This is a genomic window from Tenacibaculum maritimum NCIMB 2154, assembly GCF_900119795.1.
Taxonomy (GTDB): Bacteria; Bacteroidota; Bacteroidia; order Flavobacteriales; family Flavobacteriaceae; genus Polaribacter; species Polaribacter maritimus.
Map to the genome: position 1 here is coordinate 3,130,500 of NZ_LT634361.1, position 16,644 is coordinate 3,147,143.

A 16,644-nucleotide genomic window follows, 5' to 3' on the forward strand; every position below is an offset into this window, starting at 1 on the left:
CTATGAAAAATTTAATAGTACGCCCTAGCAACTCCCTCGATATAAAAGTACAAACGGTAAAAACGGCTTATTTTGCTAAAAAAGAAATTGTAAGTACCGAAAAAACAACAGAGGCTATTTCTTATACTTTTAAGGGAAATAATAACACGGGAACTAAAAAAAGAAAACGTAAAATAGCCAAAATAATTTATAAAAACCTACAAGGAAAACTCATTAATAAACAACAAACAAGCTTAGAACAGGTTGTAGCAGCATTAAGTAAAAGCAATTATACTAAAGGCGACTGTATAGACATTGCTTTGGTAAAGGAAAGTATTAAATTTACCAAACGAACCAGTGCGCAATTAGGAGAGGAGGTATATATTGTTATACAAACACAATATATGCCAGATAGAGAAATAACTTTAAACCTAAAACAAGGAGGAGATACCGATGCACTAACAACAACGAAAGAACCGATATATGTAACTCAAAATAATAAAAAAGTGTTTGCTTTTAAGGCGGTTGTTGGTGAGTTTTCCCAAAAAAGTAATGCGCTCAATGCAGCTGATTTTAAAGATCATGCCATTGCTAAAATCACCTTACAATCTACAGACCAACAAGAAAACAAACAATACAAAGACGCCTTAAACAAAGCCGAAGGAAAAACCAGTCCTTTTTATATAGCTATGGATGCCGAGCCCGCTAATCAAAATTGGTTTGAGGTAAAATATGAAGAGGTTTTTGATAATCGCCCTAACCTTTGGTATTATGGTGAAGGGAATTGGTTTGAGTTGGTAAGAACTAAAATATATCAAAAAGGAGACGAGGGAGATGAAGTTCAAGAAATAAACATTAGATTGGCTGGTTTTGGAGGTAATGTTCCAGATAAAAAGTTTACTAAAAGAACTGAAAAAACTGTAAAGCAGTTTCAAAAAGATTACATGGATATAGATCCTACGGGAGTTGTAGATAGCAAAACGATCAAATCAATAAAAGAATTTGGGAATAAATATAGCATATCTTTTGATAAAACAAAATGCCCTTGTGGAACTTGTGAAGGTTACGGAAAAGGATTGTACCCAGAGCAAAAACAGTCTTCAAGTATTTTAGAAAAAAGAAGAAAGTATGAGTACCCAGGTATTCATAGAACTTTGCTTTGGACATTAAAAGCAGTTAAATTTTATCTTGAATACGATGATTATTCTAGTTATAATTTAAAATTTGGAAAAATATCGTCAGGTTATAGATGTCATAAGGATAATAAGAATCACAAAAGAAAATCGACAAATCACATGGGAAAGGCATTGGATTTACATTTCTACAAAACAAACGATAGTAAATCTTCTGAAAGTAATTGTGACAAAGTAAGAAAAATTTTAAAAGAAAAGTCAGGTGCTAAATTACGTTGGAATAAAAGTAATATCTTTTCTTTAGAACCCAGTAGTAAAGATAGAATAGGGAAAGAATTTATAGCCACTACATGGGTTCATATTGATGTTCGTACTTTCGATCTAAAATATCTCAAGGATAAATTTTTTATAAAAACAAAAAAAAACATTACAAATGAAATCATTTAATCATTTTACTTTTAGCATACTATTAACTCTTTTAATAAGCTGTAAAGGAGTAGAGGAAAAAAAAATCAAAGAGTCTATTGAGGACAATACAATAAAAAAAGAACAACTTTTACAAGACAAACTCTCTTATTATGATATTAATAATGATGATGCGAATCCTATAAATATTAAAAAAATAAAAATTAAATTAGAAAATCACTATTCAGAGAATGAATACAAAACAATTTTTAAAAATGACGTTTTTACCGTAATCGTCCTATTTTCATATTACGAATTAGGCAATTATGATGAATATATAATAACATTGAATAATAAAAATGAAGAGCTTTCTAAACTATTAGTTTATTATAACACGGCACCTGACGGTAATATGGAAAAATATGAGTATTCTAATTATCATCTTTATAAAAAAACTTTAGACTTAAATGTCTTTAAAGTCTCAGTTGTCGAAAATCTAGAAACAAACAAAATTATTAAACAAGATACTCTAAAAACAATGTATAAAATTAACGATCTTGGAAAAATAATAGTTAAATAAATATAACTGATAAATTATTATTATATGTTTTCTTTATTGCTTCCGAAATAAAAGCAAACTTTAGGAAGTAATTGCAAAAAGTATATTTTAAACCATATCATTTTTTTTCAGATACCTATCTAGAAAGCTTTTTTTGGAAAGATCAAAATATTTTGTATCTAAAATTTATTAGCGAAAAAGACAGAAAAAAAGCGAAGTATATATCATTAACCATTTTATCTCAATAAGGTAAAAGTAATGCGCTCAATGCAGTTGATTTTAAAGATCATGCCATTGCTAAAATCACCTTACAATCTACAAACAAACAAGAAAACAAACAATACAAAGACGCCTTAAACAAAGCCGAAGAAAATAACATTCAATTATACTTAGCTATGGATACCGAGCCCGCTAATCAAAATTGGTTTGAGGTAAAATATGAAGAGGTTTTTGATAATCGCCCTAACCTTTGGTATTATGGTGAAGGGAATTGGTTTGAGTTGAAGGTAGATAATATTCTGAATATTTACCATACAGGAGAAATAAGTAAATTGGATTTTAAAGGTTTAAAAGAAGTTAGCTATGTATATCATGATAAAAATGGTGGTAAACATAATTTAGGAACATTTGATATTATTGAGGTTCAAAAATGGTCTTACGGGACAAAGCATAAATGGAAAACAAAGGAAGGTGGGGAATGGAAAACTATAACTATTGGAAGTAAAACTCGTTATTATAAAAAGGATGGTAATAAAAAGAATATTTTGATAACCCCTTTTAGCGGCTCTCCTAAAGTATTCAGATATTCAGACTCTAAAAATATAGATTTCGAATTATATGAAAACACTTCTAGAGAATATTTTAATCCAGAAGCATTCGCAACCGTTATTGGTGCACTAGTAGAAGTTAATTACAAAGATATTGTTTGTAATGGTTCTGTTGGTACAGGGGCTTATAGTGTTTCGCATTTTAATGGGTTTAATATGGATTTTAAATACTTGAGAAAAGATAAGAAAAAAGCGAAAATAGATAAGGATTCCAAAGGAAATAAAATTCCAGTTATTTACGTTGATAGTGAAAAATTAGATATTGTAAGGCAAAATAAATTTTTAGATGCATTAAATAAGTTTGGATGGGGAGTCAATTCTAAAAATCTATCTAATAAAACAAGTGAAAGCAAAGATTTAAATCATTGTAAAACAGATAAACATCATAAAGACCATCTTCATATTCAAGGTTTAAAAATAAAATATAAAGTATAATGAAACATATTTTTTTATTCATATCTATTCTTTTTATAGTTGCTTGTAAAACAAATAAAGAGAATAAATTAAATAGCCCGAGTACTGCAATTAAACAAAAAACAAATAAATTTAAGGGCTTGATAAAGAGCGTCAAAAGAAAAAAACTAACAGAATTCTGTAGTGAAGATCTTGTGTTAAATCAAAAAACAATAAATCGAATTAACAACTACATTAATTTTAGTCTTGATTCACTAAAAGTATTAGATTTCAAAGAGGAAAAGTTATTATATACAACTTCAATTAATATTGTTAATGCAGATACTAAAAACTATCAACCTTCATATTATTATTTTCTATTAGAGAATAAAGATGACGATGTAAATGAAATTTATTTTTCAGAGAATTACTTGTACAAAAAGGTACAATCGAGTTTTTATAATATTGACTTATTAATTTTATTTAATAAAATCATTCAAAAAAGTAATACGGATGAATTAAATACTATAGGGTATAATATGGATATTTTAACGTATGATAATGTTAAAGAAAAATTGATTGATAGAAAGAGGTTAATTACATCAGGCATAGGGTTAGAAGATGTTTCATATCATGAATGTTTTGTTTTAAGCTCAGAGAAGATTACGAGTTACAGTTATAATTCTTTGGAAGACGAAAGTACTTTTGTAAAAAGAGAAATGATGATTCGTAAAGATGGAATTATTATTATCAGAAAACCAACGATTAAGGTCTTCGATTAAATTTAGAAGAACAAGCTTTTATAAACGCTTTGTGGGACTTTGGTTTTAAAACTCATTATGTAGGGGGTAATATGAATTACACTCATGGTACAAAGGATAAATATCATAACGATCATTTACATTCAGGTAATTTTAAACCCAATTATAAACAATGAAAAAATTAATCTTTTTAACTTTAATTATTCTTATTGTTTCATGTAAAAAACACAAAAGAAAAGAACCTTTAAAAGAGGGTATTCATTTAAAAGAATTTCATCAAGAAGATGTTAATAATTTACCTTTTGGAAATAAATTAATAACCCAGCACGACTATTCTAAGGTTGATTGGTTTGAAGAAGATTATTTTAAAGGCTTTGGATATTTTGAGTTAAAAAAACTAAGCTCGAAATCAGATAAAATAAATTTTAACTCTTTTGAAGAAAAAAAAACATTTTATTTACCTAATAATGTTTTAATAAACTATATAGAAAAAAACAAAGTAAATTCTTCTTATGGTTTGTTGTTTTCTAATGAAGTTTATCAACTTTATTTTGTCAAAACAAAAGCAAGAGATTTGTCAGGGAAAGTTTATAAAGAAGATAGCGATGAAACTGAAAGAGGATATTTGGTAACTGTAAAAACTAAAGATAAAAAAGTATTATCACATTTAGAAATTTTAAATATAACGGAGTATTTTACTCAAAATTATAAGGGTACATATTTAGGAGCTATGTTTCTTCGAAATGAAAAAATGTTTTATATAGATGAAAAAATGAACATATATATATATATACATATATGGCTAAGGCTCACGACCTAATTTCACAATATAAACTTTTATCTTTTGATAAATTTAAGATAAATGATAAAGGTTTTTTTCAAAAAAACGCAAAGAATTTTTAAAGCAACCCGAAGAAAATAACATTCAATTATACTTAGCTATGGATGCCGAGCCCGCTAATCAAAATTGGTTTGAGGTAAAATATGAAGAGGTTTTTGATAATCGCCCCAACCTTTGGTATTATGGTGAAGGGAATTGTGGACTACCTAATAAATTTGGGACTAATTTGATCAAGCCGCTTTGTTAAAATTCATTCTTATTTTGACTTCCATTTCTAAAGGGGAAATATACCCTAGGCTAGAGTGAAGTCTTTCGTTATTATACCAATTTATGTAATCTTCAATACTGCTGAATAATTGTTTATAAGAACTATATTTAAAACGGTATAACCATTCGTGTTTAATTGTCTTAAAAAAGGATTCAGCTACTGCATTATCCCAACAGTTTCCCTTTCTACTCATACTCTGTGTTATTTTTCTATTAAAAGAAAATAAGTTAGTTATTTTATTAGAAGCATACTGCACTCCTCTGTCTGAATGAAAGATAAACTTATTTGTAATAGCTCTATTATTACTTGCTAAATTCCACGCCTTCATTATTGTATTTTCAGTGGTCATATCTTTACTTAAAGACCATCCAACTACCCTTTTATCTGCTAAATCTATTATTGTTGTCAAATAATTCCAATGATCATTTACACGTATATAAGTAATATCAGAAACCCATTTTTCTCCTAATTTTAAACTTGTAAAATTTCTATCTAATTCGTTTTTAGCAATCGATAAATTATGATTGGAATTAGTAGTTGCTACATATTTCCTTTTTAGAATACTTTTTAGTCCTAGTTCTTTCATTAGTAGCCCAATGTAAGAACGTGCATAAACTAAACCTTCTCTTTCCAACATTTTTTGAATACGATAGCTTCCGTAAATTTCTCTACTTTGTTCGAAATGAAATTTAATTCTCTTTTTGAGTAAAACCTTAGAGGGTAGTATTTTTATTACATCCTTGTGTTTTAACCAATAGTAATAAGCATTTTTGCTAACTTTCATACATTTACACATCTTCTCAACAGGATATACACTTACATTTTTTAAAATGAATTTATATCTCATTTGTCGCTCTTGGAGAAGATGCTCACTGCCTTTTTTAATATATCGCGTTCTAACTTAACCTCTCTAAGTTCTTTCTTTAGTGCTTTTAATTCTTGCGCTTCTACCGATAACTCACGTTTCTTAGAGAAATCTCCAGATTTAGCTTCATACTCACGTTTCCAACGTCTTATGACTCCGTCATTAACACCGTATTCTTCACTAAGAGATTTTGCTTTTCTTCCTGATTTTAAAAGCTCTACTAGCATTACTTTAAAATCATTATCATACTTTTTTGCCATAATTCAAATATACTATTTATGGACTCAATTAATTCGTCTCAACAAATGTAGACACTCCATTGGTTTGAGTTGGTAAATAACACTGTACTTGAATATACTATTTACCACAATGGTACTATAGAAAAAAATAATATAAAAGAGCCCAAAGAGGTTATTTACAACTATTTTGATTCGAAAGGAGGTAAACATATTTTAGGAGAATCTGAACTAATTGAAGTTGATAAATGGAAGAAAAAAGGAAGGAAAACAAGTCCAGTAACAAAAATTCTTTTGGTTGATGCTAGAAATATTGATAAGTATGCATCAGAAAACATCAAGTTTAAAATCTTAGTTTGGAATACTAAAAAAAGATTTTATATAAGCCCTGATTGCTTTGCGAGCTTACTGGGAGCTATGATTGAGGAAAGTATTGAAGATTTAAGTTTTAATGGGTTTAGTGAAAAAGATGGTAGCCCTGGAGTAAGCTCTACGCACTTAAATGGAGTAGCAGGAGATTTACGATATTTAAGTACTAATAAAAATGGAGAGCTAATTCTTTTAGAACAAAATAATTTTGATTACGATAGACAAGTAAAATTTAATAAAGCTCTGTATAAATTTGGTTGGGGAAGAAGTAAAAAAATGCTATCTGAAAACTTTAATAGGGTAACTGGAACAAAAGAGGTAGTAAACCCAAAAACAAAGAAAAAAGAAATTATAAAAGTTATAACTAAGACATTGTTACCACATACACAACATTATAAGAAAAAGAAGAAAAACGGGAAATGGGTTAGGCATAATAATCATTTACATATTTATGGCTTTAATTTTTCAATAATTAAAAAGAAATAACAAGTATGAAGAGTTTTATTTATTTATTTATTTACTTATTTATTTGTTCTTGTCAATTAAAAGTTCAAAAAGATAAGAAAGAGAATATTAATCATAAAAAATCTATTCAATCACCAATAGACTCTATAAGTATTCGTTTATTAACAAATATACCTTTAAAAACGCTTCCTCTAACATCTAAAAAACTAGATACATTATATTTTTATGATGATAATTTAGGATACGTCGTAAAAAAAAATATTAAGAAAAAAAAAATAGATTCAATATTTTTTAAATTAACAAAAAAGAGAGATAATCTAAATGATAATAAAGGAGACTATTTTTACCATTTTTTTTATGACGATAATAGGCAGTTTTTCCCTGTTTATAGAATAAATAAGGAAGATTATATTATCGTAGGGGTTTTGACATTTTTTTATGGTGAAAATGATATACCGGGCATACAATTTGAATTGCATAGCTTTAATAAAAAAGGAGAACAGTTAGACTGTAGGCTTCCCCTTTTTCGAACTGATTATTAATCCAAATATATGAATTTTACGTTTTAAAACAGGATTGACATTTTTCATTATATTTTTTTATGTCAATCCTGTTTTAAAATGCGCCCAGCGGCAGCGACACAATGTTGTTTCGCATACGGGATTGGAGCCATATCGTCCAAAGCATCATGCGGTCTAAAATTATTGTAATCGTGCATCCATATCTGGGTTTGCTCTCTGACTTGATGAATGTTTTCAAAAATATATTTATTTAAAACCCCTCGTCTATATGAACCGTTAAAACGTTCTATAAAAGCATTTTGTGTGGGTTTTCCTGGTTCTATATATTTAAAATCAATTTCATGCATAGCACTCCAAGTAGCGGTTAAATTAGCTATAAATTCCGGACCATTATCCATACGTATCTTTTGTGGTTTACCTTTACGTTTTAACAGATGATTTAAAACGTAAACTATTCTATTACTAGGTAACGAAAAATCTACTTCTATATGTAAAGCCTCTCTATTAAAATCATCTATGATAGTAAAGCCTCTAAATCTTTTTTTATTCTCTAATACATCTGTTACAAAATCCATACTCCAAGTTTGGTTGAGTTCTGTAGGAACTATTAAAGGTTCTTTTATTCTTGCTGGCAAACGTTTCTTCACCTTCCTTCTCAGTGGTAAACCTAGTGCTACATAAACTCGATGAACTCGCTTGTGATTCCATGGATTCCCTTCATTGCGTAGTCGTTTATAAGCTTTCCAAAATCCTTCCTCACAATGGTCAATAGCCTTTTGTTTTAAGGCTAATTCAATTGGTGTATCGTCTTGTAATTTTGGCTTATAATAATATACGCTTTTACTCATTTTTAAAACCCGACATGCCCTGCTTATGCCGTAATGAGAAAGGTCAATACTTAAGGAGCGCTTAACGCAAGGCTTTAAAGCTTTTTTTCGATAATCTCCTTTGCCATTTGGTGATCTAATGCAAGAGTAGCATACATTTGCTTTAATTTTCGATTTTCTTCCTCTAATTCCTTTAGACGTTTGAGCTCTTTAACATTCATACCTGCGTATTTACTACGCCATTTATAAAATGTTGCCGAACTAACTCCATGTTCTCTGGAAATTGCTTCTACGGTTCTACCGTTTTCGTATTCCTTTAAAATCTTTGCGATTTGCTGGGGGCTAAATTTACTTTTCCTCATAATTACTGTTTAAATTTAATACTTTTTTTTATACTTTTAAACAGTTCGGTTTGTAGGGAAGCTTACAAGACTATCTACTGGTTTATTGCCGGTTTACTTTTGAAATTTCTTATAAAAATAATTTTACAATAGATAAAGATTTTAACATTAGAATAAATAAAGAGATGATTGATTATTTTGATGGAGATCTTGATAATGAAAGAAAAACTCCATTAATAACTAAAAGAGTAGAAAATTACATTTTAAATGATAGAGGTCTATTTGAAGAAGTAAAATAAATTACAGAAAACGCCTTTTTATATTGCTATGGATGCTGAGCCCGTTCATCAAAATTGGTTTGAGGTAAAATATGAAGAGGTTTTTGATAATCGCCCTAACCTTTGGTATTATGGTGAAGGGAATTGGTTTGAGTTGAAAACTTTAGAAAATGCCAATATTTATGAAGTGCATTTGGATAGAAGTAGTTATAAAAAAATAAAAACTGTATCCAATAATAAAGATTTTATCTATAAAATATATGATTCGCAAAAATTAGTTAAAACTTATCAGTTAACAGCAAATTCATATAAGTTATTAGATTTCCCCAAAAAAGGAGATAATTGGGATAGGTATGGGAGTAGAGATAAAGGGGGAGATAATTGGATTGATGAAGCAGCAGCAGCTGGTTTTTTCGGTTTTTTACATACACTCAAAAAAAATGGGATTAACGAAAAAGTATATTACAATGACATATCAGCCAATGATAAAAGGAATATTGGGCATAAAACTCATAAAACAGGACATGATATAGACATAAGGTATCCAGGGGCTGATAATTCAGTGGGGCAAAAATTATGGTCTATTTCTAAAGATTATTATAAAACAGAAGAAAAGTTTGTCAAAGTTTTGGAAGATATATTATCTATCTCTATAGATTGGGGATTTATGAAAAAATATAATTATGCTTATAAAAAAGATATAAAGCACACTAGCGGAAAAGCAATCTCGGTACATCAAGACCATTACCATATAGGATTTAAAAGATAAATTATGACTTATACAAAATTTATATTAGTATTAGTTTTTGCAATCTTTTCTTGCAGAAATAGTAATACAGATAAAAAACGTTCTAATAGAATAGTGGAGCAAAAAAAGGAAGAAGAAAAGAATATACAGACAGGCAATAAATTTTATCAACCGCCAGCATACTTTAATCCTACAACTAAACTTGGTTTAGGGTTATTAAAGCCTAAAAAAGATACAATACTCTTTAAACAGCAAGTAAATCATCCTTCTTTAAAAGAAACTATATATACACCAAAAAAAGTTATACCAATATTTTTTAAACCTGATTACGATATTTTCTATATTGTATGTATTAAAAATACGGATTTAGATTATAAAATTTTATCTGCGAATGGAAAAGAGTTTTTAGCTAATAAGGCAAATTTTGATTTTATACCTTGGGAGAATTTTTTGCTCAAAACTACTGGAATTGAAAATATTAATTGGAAAGAAAACCCTTTAAGAAAAGAGTCTAAAGTTACTTCATTAGAGGTTTTTCCAAAACACAAGGAAAACTTTATTATAAAGCAAGTAAAAAATAATTGGATAAAAGTGAAAAATGAGGAAGATGAAGAGGGCTGGATAAAATGGAAAGAGAAAGAAAAATTTTTAATAGAAATTTATTTGCTGATGTAACGTTTTGTAGTAATAGTATCAAAAACGCCTTTTTATATAGCTATGGATGCCGAGCCCGCTAATCAAAACTGGTTTGAGGTAAAATATGAAGAGGTTTTTGATAATCGCCCTAACCTTTGGTATTATGGTGAAGGAAATTGGTTTGAGTTGAAGAAAGGCTGCGATTGTGGAGAAAGTTTAAACCTGAAATTTGAATGTATTAGATACGGTACAGTATATGGTCCTGTTTACTGGGGAAGTGAAAAATTAGCCGATTACAAATATTGGGGTAATCTAATAAAGGAAAAGAAAGTTACTAAAGAAGAAAAGGACATTTTAATTGGAATGTCTGAAAATGAAGGGAAATTGGATTCCATTCAATCCTATGATAGTGAAATATTAACTATTGGAGCTATGCAAAAAACAATAAATTCCGAAGAAAAAGGAGAGTTTCCTATTCAAGTTCAAGAGTTTAAAGAAAGTAACCTATCTAAATATAAAGAATTATTTGAGGATTGTGGTTGGACAGTTGAAGGAGATACTATGTATTATAAAGATCCTTCGAAATCCGATTCCAGCAAAATAACGGGTAAACAACTTAAGGAAAAAATTAGAGAAGGGTTTAAAAGTACTGAGCTTAAAAAGAAACATAAATGCAAGCTTCTAGAACCTATCGCAAGAGCTTCAAAAGATAAAGATTTTCAAGCGAAACAAGTTGAAGATTTTATCAGTCGCTTAAAAAATAAAGTCCTACCTATAAAACCTCAAAAATATAATTATAAGTTAGAAGATTATTTAAAATCTAAATTAGGTAAAGCAACTGTTCTGGATCATCATATAAATAGACCTGCATATGTAAAGCCTGATTTTGGTAAGGCTTTGGATAATTTCTTTATAAAAAAGGATAAAGAAGTAGAAGAGTTTAATAAAAAAGAAAAAGATAAAACAAAACATAAAAATAAGATGTCTCGAAACCCTAATGATTGGGAAAATAACCATTCGACTTATGAAAAGAGTATATTAGATGATTACGGTGTTAATAGGAGAGGAACTGATATGAAAGGAAGGTACCATAAAATGAAAAATAAATTTTAAATGAAAATTATATACAATGTAAAACTCGTTTTAGCTTTAATAATGTTTGCATCTACTTTTTTATCTTGTAAAAAAAGTAGTAGTGAGATGAGGAATAAAGTTTCTGTTTTAGAGAAAAAAAATAAAAATGATGAGAAGACAATACTACAAACATGTAGTCTTAAGAAGTTAGATACTAAAATATCTTTACTGGAAGATAGTGATAAAGGGCTGTACCTTTTTATTAAGGAAAAAGAAAGAAGCTTAGAAAAAACATTAAACTTAGAAAACTTTAATGAAGTTTCTTCAGTTAAGCTTCAATGTAATAGTGATGAAACTTTCCAAGTAATTTTCTCTGAAAAATTAGGAAACAGTTATCAAAATACAATTCATCATTTTAGAAAAAGTGCGCATTCTATATTTAATTTAAATACGATTTATATTCAAATATCTAATAGAGATAAAGTTACTCTACTTTACACTGAAATAAAACCTGTGAAAATATCCAATTATAATGCATCAATACCAATGGAATCAGAATACAAGAAGATATATACTTTTTCAGGTTTTCAAGAAAATAAAACACCTAGTATTGATGATTTCTTTCAAAAAATAGAGGTGCACAAAGGAGAAAAAAACACTCTAAAAAATATATCAAATGAATTTGTTTTAGACTTTCTTCTTGAAAATATAGCCATAGACAAAAATAATTTATCAAAATATAATAATATAGCCTATTACTTAGAGCAATCAGGGTTATATACAGAAGCCATTTACTTATTAGAAAGAATAATCAAACAATATCCAAACAGAACAGTTGCCTATATCAATTTAGGAGATTCATATTGGGGGGTAGGAAGTTTTGAAAAAGCAAAAAAAACGTATCAGACATATGTAAAACAAATGCAAAAAAAAGGTAAGGAAGTTATAATTCCAAAGCGAGTTTTAGAAAGAATTGTTAAGTAAAAAGTTTTTTATAGGTAGATGCCCATAGCCCAAATAACATAAAAGTAGCTTATAATGGTACGAATCCAGATAAAAATGGTGAATTAGACCAGCGGAGTACTCCAAACTATTGGTTAGATATGGATGGAAATTGGTTTGAGTTGAAGAAAGGCTGCGATTGTAGAGATATTTTAAACCTAAAACAAGGAGGAGATACCGATGCACTAACAACAACGAAAGAACCGATATATGTAACTCAAAATAATAAAAAAGTATTTGCTTTTAAGGCGGTTGTTGGTGAGTTTTCCCAAAAAAGTAATGCGCTCAATGCAGCTGATTTTAAAGATCATGCCATTGCTAAAATCACCTTACAATCTACAGACCAACAAGAAAACAAACAATACAAAGACGCCTTAAACAAAGCCGAAGGAAAAACCAGTCCTTTTTATATAGCTATGGATGCCGAGCCCGTTCATCAAAATTGGTTTGAGGTAAAATATGAAGAGGTTTTTGATAATCGCCCTAACCTTTGGTATTATGGTGAAGGGAATTGGTTTGAGTTAAGAGCTACTCAAAAATTAAATTTACCTACTTTATATATATATGATAATGGAAAAATAGAAAAACGAATTCCTAAAACCATAGAAGAAAAATACAAAAAGAAATATCAGTATTTATTTATTGACAAGAAAAAAAATGAACATGACTTAGGTATTTTTAAATATAAAACCATAAAAAATAAATATGGAGTACTATACGGAGGTAAAACAGTAGATTTAATAAATATTGATCAATTAGAAAATTATAAAAGCGATGATGGTAAAACTAAATTCGAAATAAAAATAAATTCATCTAGAAAATATCTAAATAGTAAAACTCTGGCTAGTTTACTTGGAGCAATGTTATCTTGTGGCTATAAAGACTTTGTTTTTAATGGGTTTAGTCATTCTAATGGAGGCTCTAAACCTAGTGTAAGTCATAAAAATGGATATAATGGAGATTTTAGATATTTAAGGGATAATAAAAAAGGAGGAAAAACAGACCTTTCTGTTGACAATAAATCGATAGGATGGAAAGGGTTAGACGAAATAAGGCAAAACAAGTTTCATGATGAATTATTTAAATTTGGATGGAAAAGCATGATTTCTCAATATTATGGAGAGAGAAATGAAAAAGGGGAATCTACCAAGCTGTTAAATCACTGTAAAAACGATAAGAAAAACAATCACAATGACCATCTACATATTCAATCTTATAAACCCGATTATACAGAAGTAAAAGAATGAAATACTTATTATCAATAATTTCATTGACCGTAATGTTCCTTTCAGCGTGTAAATCGCAAAACTCTGAAAAGAAAATTAGCGTTTATGAATCTATAATTAGCAAAAACGAATTTGATAACAACAATGCATTATCACGATTTCAATTAGAGAAAAAAAATAAAAATGATACGATTACCAATTTATTTTTAAATAATGGAGAAACTATTTTTTTCAAAGATAATTTAGGAACCCCCTATGACGAAAACAGCATCCAATACCGCAAAGTCCAAAGTAAAAAAGCTACTAAGTTTATAATAAGCGTTCAAGAATATGAAAGGGATTATTTTCTTCTACTAGATAAAGACGATAAAAGTATTGATACAATACCAAGCTATCCTTACTTTTCTAAAGACAAAAACATCATATTTGTAGTTGATTATAATCCTTATGAAACATATAATGATATTTTCCCTCCATCGGAAGATGTGTACATATATAAGTATGTAAAAAAACAATTGCAAAAAGTATATTTTAAACCATATCATTTTTTTTCAGATACCTATCTAGAAAGCTTTTTTTGGAAAGATCAAAATATTTTGTATCTAAAATTTATTAGCGAAAAAGACAGAAAAAAAGCGAAGTATATATCATTAACCATTTTATCTCAATAAGGTAAAAGTAATGCGCTCAATGCAGTTGATTTTAAAGATCATGCCATTGCTAAAATCACCTTACAATCTACAAACAAACAAGAAAACAAACAATACAAAGACGCCTTAAACAAAGCCGAAGAAAATAACATTCAATTATACTTAGCTATGGATACCGAGCCCGCTAATCAAAATTGGTTTGAGGTAAAATATGAAGAGGTTTTTGATAATCGCCCTAACCTTTGGTATTATGGTGAAGGGAATTGGTTTGAGTTGAAGGTAGAAGAAGAAAAGAATATACAGACAGGCAATAAATTTTATCAACCGCCAGCATACTTTAATCCTACACCAGTACAGCTGCTCTTGAAAATTCGGACATAGAAAGTCCGGTATTAGCAACTTTCTTTTTTATCAGGGATTTCTCAAGGGAAGTACCTCTAAATTTTAAAAACTTCTTTTTTATGCATCGTGATTTGAAATTTGCGACCATCGAGAGAAAATCAAGATTGTTTTTTTGCTAAGATACAATAAAAGCATATATTTACTACCAGTAAGCAAGCTGAGGGGTAGTTTTAATGCATGCCTCTTCCTTGTTTTCTAAATTGCTGATTTATTTCTAGAATACACAAACAAAGAGAAACTAAAAAAAAGATAAAAGCTATATACCTTTTTTTAGGAGAAAAAAGACTTTTATCTAAAAAAAACTAAATTTTTAATTGCCTTGGGAAATATTACACAAAAAGCTAAAAACATGTATAAAATTGTAGAAGAAAACTACATAACCAAAGTTGGTGGTACATTAACAAAAAGAGCGGAAGAAATAAATATTCACACTACTGAAGAAGATATAAGTCTTTATTCTAACACCTCTATTGATATGAAGGGGGAAGAGGGAATAACATTAGGAGAATATATAGCGCCAATAGACAAAAATTCTAAAATATTAGATGGTTGGTGGACAAAAGAAAGAGAGGGTGTACAAAATCTAAAAAAAGCAAAACTTGGAGATACCGTATTCTTTCATATAGAAACAAAGAATATTAAAGATGGAGAAGAAATTGATTGTAAATTATATGATTTAGATAAATTTATTTGGGACTATTTAAACCCTGATGATGATAAATTTAATAAAGAAGAAGTACATAAAAAAGCAACTGTAAAGAACAATAAAGCTACTATTAAACTTCTTTTAGACCTAGGTTGGGAAAAGAATTTAAAAGATGATACAGCCTACGATATAGAACTCTATTGGAAAGTAAAATATAAGGACATTTCTAAAAACCTACCTAAAAGACAAAATTTATACCTAGAAGTAGAATTTTCAGACCAAACGTTATTTTTTAATTTCCCCCACCCTAGCTATAATTTCCCTGAAATGTTTGCGAATGATGGTAGCCCATTAGTGATTGTTGATTTTGCTAAAGATAAAATTACAGGTGAAATTAAAGGAAAACTAGAAGGGAAGGTAAAAAATGGAGCTATAAAAAGCGTAGATAAATTAAATACATTTATTGCTACAAAAACGGAAAACATTGCGATTGCCAAGTTAGAAAAAGGTTTTTTAGTAGATAGCAAAGGTAAAATACATACTAAAAAAACAAAATTATACGACAAAAATCTTTTTCTAGATGGAAAGATGAAAAGCGTTAAAATCAGAAAGAATTTTGGAAATAAACACATCACTACTAAAAATATAAATCAACTTCAATACTTTGCCAAAAATGGTAAAAAAGTAGAGTTCTTAAATACCTTAAAAATCTCTAAGAGCATGGCAGGTCTTGTTTTTGAAAATTATCAAAACGTATTAGACTTAAATAGTTTAATGAGTAATGGATTAGACCATTCCAAACCATTGTCAATACCAATACTAAAAACAAATATTGCCATTCCTTTTGAACTTTTAAGTCAAATATCTTTTCAAATACATAAAGAAGGAGAAGCATTTATTAAAGAAGTTATAAAACAAGAGCTCGAAGAAGCAAAATTAAAAGGCATTGAAGCCGTTGAAGATTTTGTTGCGATACATGGAGATATCGAAGACATTTCTTTAATAGATATAGCTCCAGGAACGCTTAATAAATTAATAAATGGAGAGTTTAAAACCATTAAAGAGTTAGGCGATTTTAATGAGACTACTCTCTTTAAAGAAAGAACAATAAAATTACTCTTTAAAGAAGTTTTAAACCCTAATCGTGATGAATATATATGCTTTATAGAAACTATCTTTTTAAATTATTAGA

General features: G+C 28.7%; 19 protein-coding genes. 16 read left to right on the forward strand and 3 right to left on the reverse strand.

Features of this window, described 5'->3' with window-relative positions; all coding sequences use genetic code 11:
• Positions 1-2 precede the first annotated feature (2 nt).
• The 6 genes from MARIT_RS14010 to MARIT_RS15580 all read left to right on the forward strand — a co-directional run bounded on the left by MARIT_RS14010 (position 3) and on the right by MARIT_RS15580 (position 5,145).
• Positions 3-1,559: a peptidoglycan-binding domain-containing protein gene (locus MARIT_RS14010; protein ID WP_100211825.1), complete on the forward strand. Its 1,557-nt coding sequence runs from the start codon at positions 3-5 to the stop codon at positions 1,557-1,559.
• A complete protein-coding gene (locus tag MARIT_RS14015; protein ID WP_100211826.1) occupies positions 1,546-2,097 on the forward strand; it encodes a hypothetical protein in 552 nt (183 codons plus the stop codon). The genes MARIT_RS14010 and MARIT_RS14015 overlap by 14 nt, the downstream gene beginning before the upstream one ends.
• Positions 2,098-2,471: 374 nt before the next feature.
• A complete protein-coding gene (locus MARIT_RS14020) occupies positions 2,472-3,338 on the forward strand; it encodes a hypothetical protein (RefSeq protein ID WP_100211827.1) in 867 nt (288 codons plus the stop codon).
• On the forward strand, positions 3,338-4,078 hold the full coding sequence (locus MARIT_RS14025; RefSeq protein WP_100211828.1) for a hypothetical protein: 741 nt from the start codon (positions 3,338-3,340) through the stop codon (positions 4,076-4,078). Before MARIT_RS14020 ends, MARIT_RS14025 begins: the two co-directional genes overlap by 1 nt.
• A 151-nt stretch (positions 4,079-4,229) precedes the next feature.
• Positions 4,230-4,877: a hypothetical protein gene (locus MARIT_RS14030; protein WP_100211829.1), complete on the forward strand. Its 648-nt coding sequence runs from the start codon at positions 4,230-4,232 to the stop codon at positions 4,875-4,877.
• Between the two features lie 121 nt (positions 4,878-4,998).
• A complete protein-coding gene (locus MARIT_RS15580; RefSeq protein ID WP_157926297.1) occupies positions 4,999-5,145 on the forward strand; it encodes a hypothetical protein in 147 nt (48 codons plus the stop codon).
• Here MARIT_RS15580 and MARIT_RS14035 read toward each other — a convergent pair.
• A protein-coding gene (locus tag MARIT_RS14035) for an IS3 family transposase (protein ID WP_100211384.1) occupies positions 5,129-6,291 on the reverse strand; the annotation gives its coding sequence in 2 pieces (ribosomal slippage) (positions 5,129-6,051 and positions 6,051-6,291; 1,164 coding nt in all). The genes MARIT_RS15580 and MARIT_RS14035 overlap by 17 nt on opposite strands.
• A gap of 69 nt (positions 6,292-6,360) precedes the next feature.
• Between MARIT_RS14035 and MARIT_RS14040 the strand changes: the two genes are divergently transcribed.
• Together MARIT_RS14040 and MARIT_RS14045 are read left to right on the forward strand one after the other, a co-directional pair.
• Positions 6,361-7,122 carry a hypothetical protein gene (locus tag MARIT_RS14040; protein WP_038026481.1) on the forward strand — a complete coding sequence of 254 codons (762 nt, stop codon included), beginning with the start codon at positions 6,361-6,363 and terminating at the stop codon, positions 7,120-7,122.
• Positions 7,123-7,127: 5 nt separating this feature from the next.
• Positions 7,128-7,643 (forward strand): hypothetical protein, encoded by a 516-nt coding sequence (locus MARIT_RS14045; RefSeq protein WP_100211830.1) that lies wholly within the window; start codon positions 7,128-7,130, stop codon positions 7,641-7,643.
• A gap of 62 nt (positions 7,644-7,705) precedes the next feature.
• On the opposite strand, the gene MARIT_RS14050 is transcribed toward MARIT_RS14045, so the two are convergent.
• Positions 7,706-8,811, reverse strand: a protein-coding gene (locus tag MARIT_RS14050) for an IS3 family transposase (protein WP_100211389.1) whose coding sequence is annotated in 2 segments (ribosomal slippage) — positions 7,706-8,550 and positions 8,550-8,811 — 1,107 coding nt in all. Because the reading frame shifts where the segments join, the coding sequence is not laid out codon by codon here.
• Positions 8,812-9,117: 306 nt separating this feature from the next.
• Here MARIT_RS14050 and MARIT_RS14055 point away from each other — a divergent pair.
• The 7 genes from MARIT_RS14055 to MARIT_RS14085 all read left to right on the forward strand — a co-directional run bounded on the left by MARIT_RS14055 (position 9,118) and on the right by MARIT_RS14085 (position 14,785).
• Complete coding sequence (locus MARIT_RS14055) at positions 9,118-9,837, forward strand: hypothetical protein (protein ID WP_100211831.1); 720 nt, start codon at positions 9,118-9,120, stop codon at positions 9,835-9,837.
• Between the two features lie 3 nt (positions 9,838-9,840).
• A complete protein-coding gene (locus tag MARIT_RS14060) occupies positions 9,841-10,491 on the forward strand; it encodes a hypothetical protein (RefSeq protein WP_024742584.1) in 651 nt (216 codons plus the stop codon).
• A 42-nt stretch (positions 10,492-10,533) separates the two neighbouring features.
• Complete coding sequence (locus MARIT_RS14065) at positions 10,534-11,565, forward strand: calcium-binding protein (RefSeq protein WP_100211832.1); 1,032 nt, start codon at positions 10,534-10,536, stop codon at positions 11,563-11,565.
• Positions 11,566-12,510, forward strand: coding sequence for a tetratricopeptide repeat protein (locus MARIT_RS14070; protein WP_100211833.1), 945 nt, complete (start codon positions 11,566-11,568; stop codon positions 12,508-12,510). It abuts the gene before it with no gap.
• A gap of 119 nt (positions 12,511-12,629) precedes the next feature.
• Positions 12,630-13,775: a hypothetical protein gene (locus MARIT_RS14075; protein ID WP_100211834.1), complete on the forward strand. Its 1,146-nt coding sequence runs from the start codon at positions 12,630-12,632 to the stop codon at positions 13,773-13,775.
• Positions 13,772-14,425 carry a hypothetical protein gene (locus tag MARIT_RS14080; protein ID WP_157926239.1) on the forward strand — a complete coding sequence of 218 codons (654 nt, stop codon included), beginning with the start codon at positions 13,772-13,774 and terminating at the stop codon, positions 14,423-14,425. Before MARIT_RS14075 ends, MARIT_RS14080 begins: the two co-directional genes overlap by 4 nt.
• A gap of 147 nt (positions 14,426-14,572) precedes the next feature.
• Positions 14,573-14,785 carry a hypothetical protein gene (locus MARIT_RS14085; protein WP_100211835.1) on the forward strand — a complete coding sequence of 71 codons (213 nt, stop codon included), beginning with the start codon at positions 14,573-14,575 and terminating at the stop codon, positions 14,783-14,785.
• On the opposite strand, the gene MARIT_RS16205 is transcribed toward MARIT_RS14085, so the two are convergent.
• Positions 14,748-14,894, reverse strand: a complete 147-nt coding sequence (locus MARIT_RS16205) for a plasmid mobilization protein (protein WP_373852622.1) — start codon at positions 14,892-14,894, stop codon at positions 14,748-14,750. The two genes, MARIT_RS14085 and MARIT_RS16205, sit on opposite strands and share 38 nt — an antisense overlap.
• A gap of 261 nt (positions 14,895-15,155) precedes the next feature.
• Here MARIT_RS16205 and MARIT_RS14090 point away from each other — a divergent pair, with 261 nt between their 5' ends.
• Complete coding sequence (locus tag MARIT_RS14090) at positions 15,156-16,643, forward strand: hypothetical protein (RefSeq protein ID WP_157926298.1); 1,488 nt, start codon at positions 15,156-15,158, stop codon at positions 16,641-16,643.
• Position 16,644 lies beyond the last annotated feature (1 nt).

What these genes read in the sequence shown, in the direction of transcription:
- MARIT_RS14010 (WP_100211825.1), top strand. Translation starts at nt 3, where the DNA reads ATGAAAAATTTAATAGTACGCCCTAGCAACTCCCTCGATATAAAAGTA.
- MARIT_RS14015 (WP_100211826.1), top strand. Translation starts at nt 1,546, where the DNA reads ATGAAATCATTTAATCATTTTACTTTTAGCATACTATTAACTCTTTTA.
- MARIT_RS14020 (WP_100211827.1), top strand. Translation starts at nt 2,472, where the DNA reads ATGGATACCGAGCCCGCTAATCAAAATTGGTTTGAGGTAAAATATGAA.
- MARIT_RS14025 (WP_100211828.1), top strand. Translation starts at nt 3,338, where the DNA reads ATGAAACATATTTTTTTATTCATATCTATTCTTTTTATAGTTGCTTGT.
- MARIT_RS14030 (WP_100211829.1), top strand. Translation starts at nt 4,230, where the DNA reads ATGAAAAAATTAATCTTTTTAACTTTAATTATTCTTATTGTTTCATGT.
- MARIT_RS15580 (WP_157926297.1), top strand. Translation starts at nt 4,999, where the DNA reads ATGGATGCCGAGCCCGCTAATCAAAATTGGTTTGAGGTAAAATATGAA.
- MARIT_RS14045 (WP_100211830.1), top strand. Translation starts at nt 7,128, where the DNA reads ATGAAGAGTTTTATTTATTTATTTATTTACTTATTTATTTGTTCTTGT.
- MARIT_RS14055 (WP_100211831.1), top strand. Translation starts at nt 9,118, where the DNA reads ATGGATGCTGAGCCCGTTCATCAAAATTGGTTTGAGGTAAAATATGAA.
- MARIT_RS14060 (WP_024742584.1), top strand. Translation starts at nt 9,841, where the DNA reads ATGACTTATACAAAATTTATATTAGTATTAGTTTTTGCAATCTTTTCT.
- MARIT_RS14065 (WP_100211832.1), top strand. Translation starts at nt 10,534, where the DNA reads ATGGATGCCGAGCCCGCTAATCAAAACTGGTTTGAGGTAAAATATGAA.
- MARIT_RS14070 (WP_100211833.1), top strand. Translation starts at nt 11,566, where the DNA reads ATGAAAATTATATACAATGTAAAACTCGTTTTAGCTTTAATAATGTTT.
- MARIT_RS14075 (WP_100211834.1), top strand. Translation starts at nt 12,630, where the DNA reads ATGGATGGAAATTGGTTTGAGTTGAAGAAAGGCTGCGATTGTAGAGAT.
- MARIT_RS14080 (WP_157926239.1), top strand. Translation starts at nt 13,772, where the DNA reads ATGAAATACTTATTATCAATAATTTCATTGACCGTAATGTTCCTTTCA.
- MARIT_RS14085 (WP_100211835.1), top strand. Translation starts at nt 14,573, where the DNA reads ATGGATACCGAGCCCGCTAATCAAAATTGGTTTGAGGTAAAATATGAA.
- MARIT_RS16205 (WP_373852622.1), bottom strand. Translation starts at nt 14,894, where the DNA reads ATGGTCGCAAATTTCAAATCACGATGCATAAAAAAGAAGTTTTTAAAA.
- MARIT_RS14090 (WP_157926298.1), top strand. Translation starts at nt 15,156, where the DNA reads ATGTATAAAATTGTAGAAGAAAACTACATAACCAAAGTTGGTGGTACA.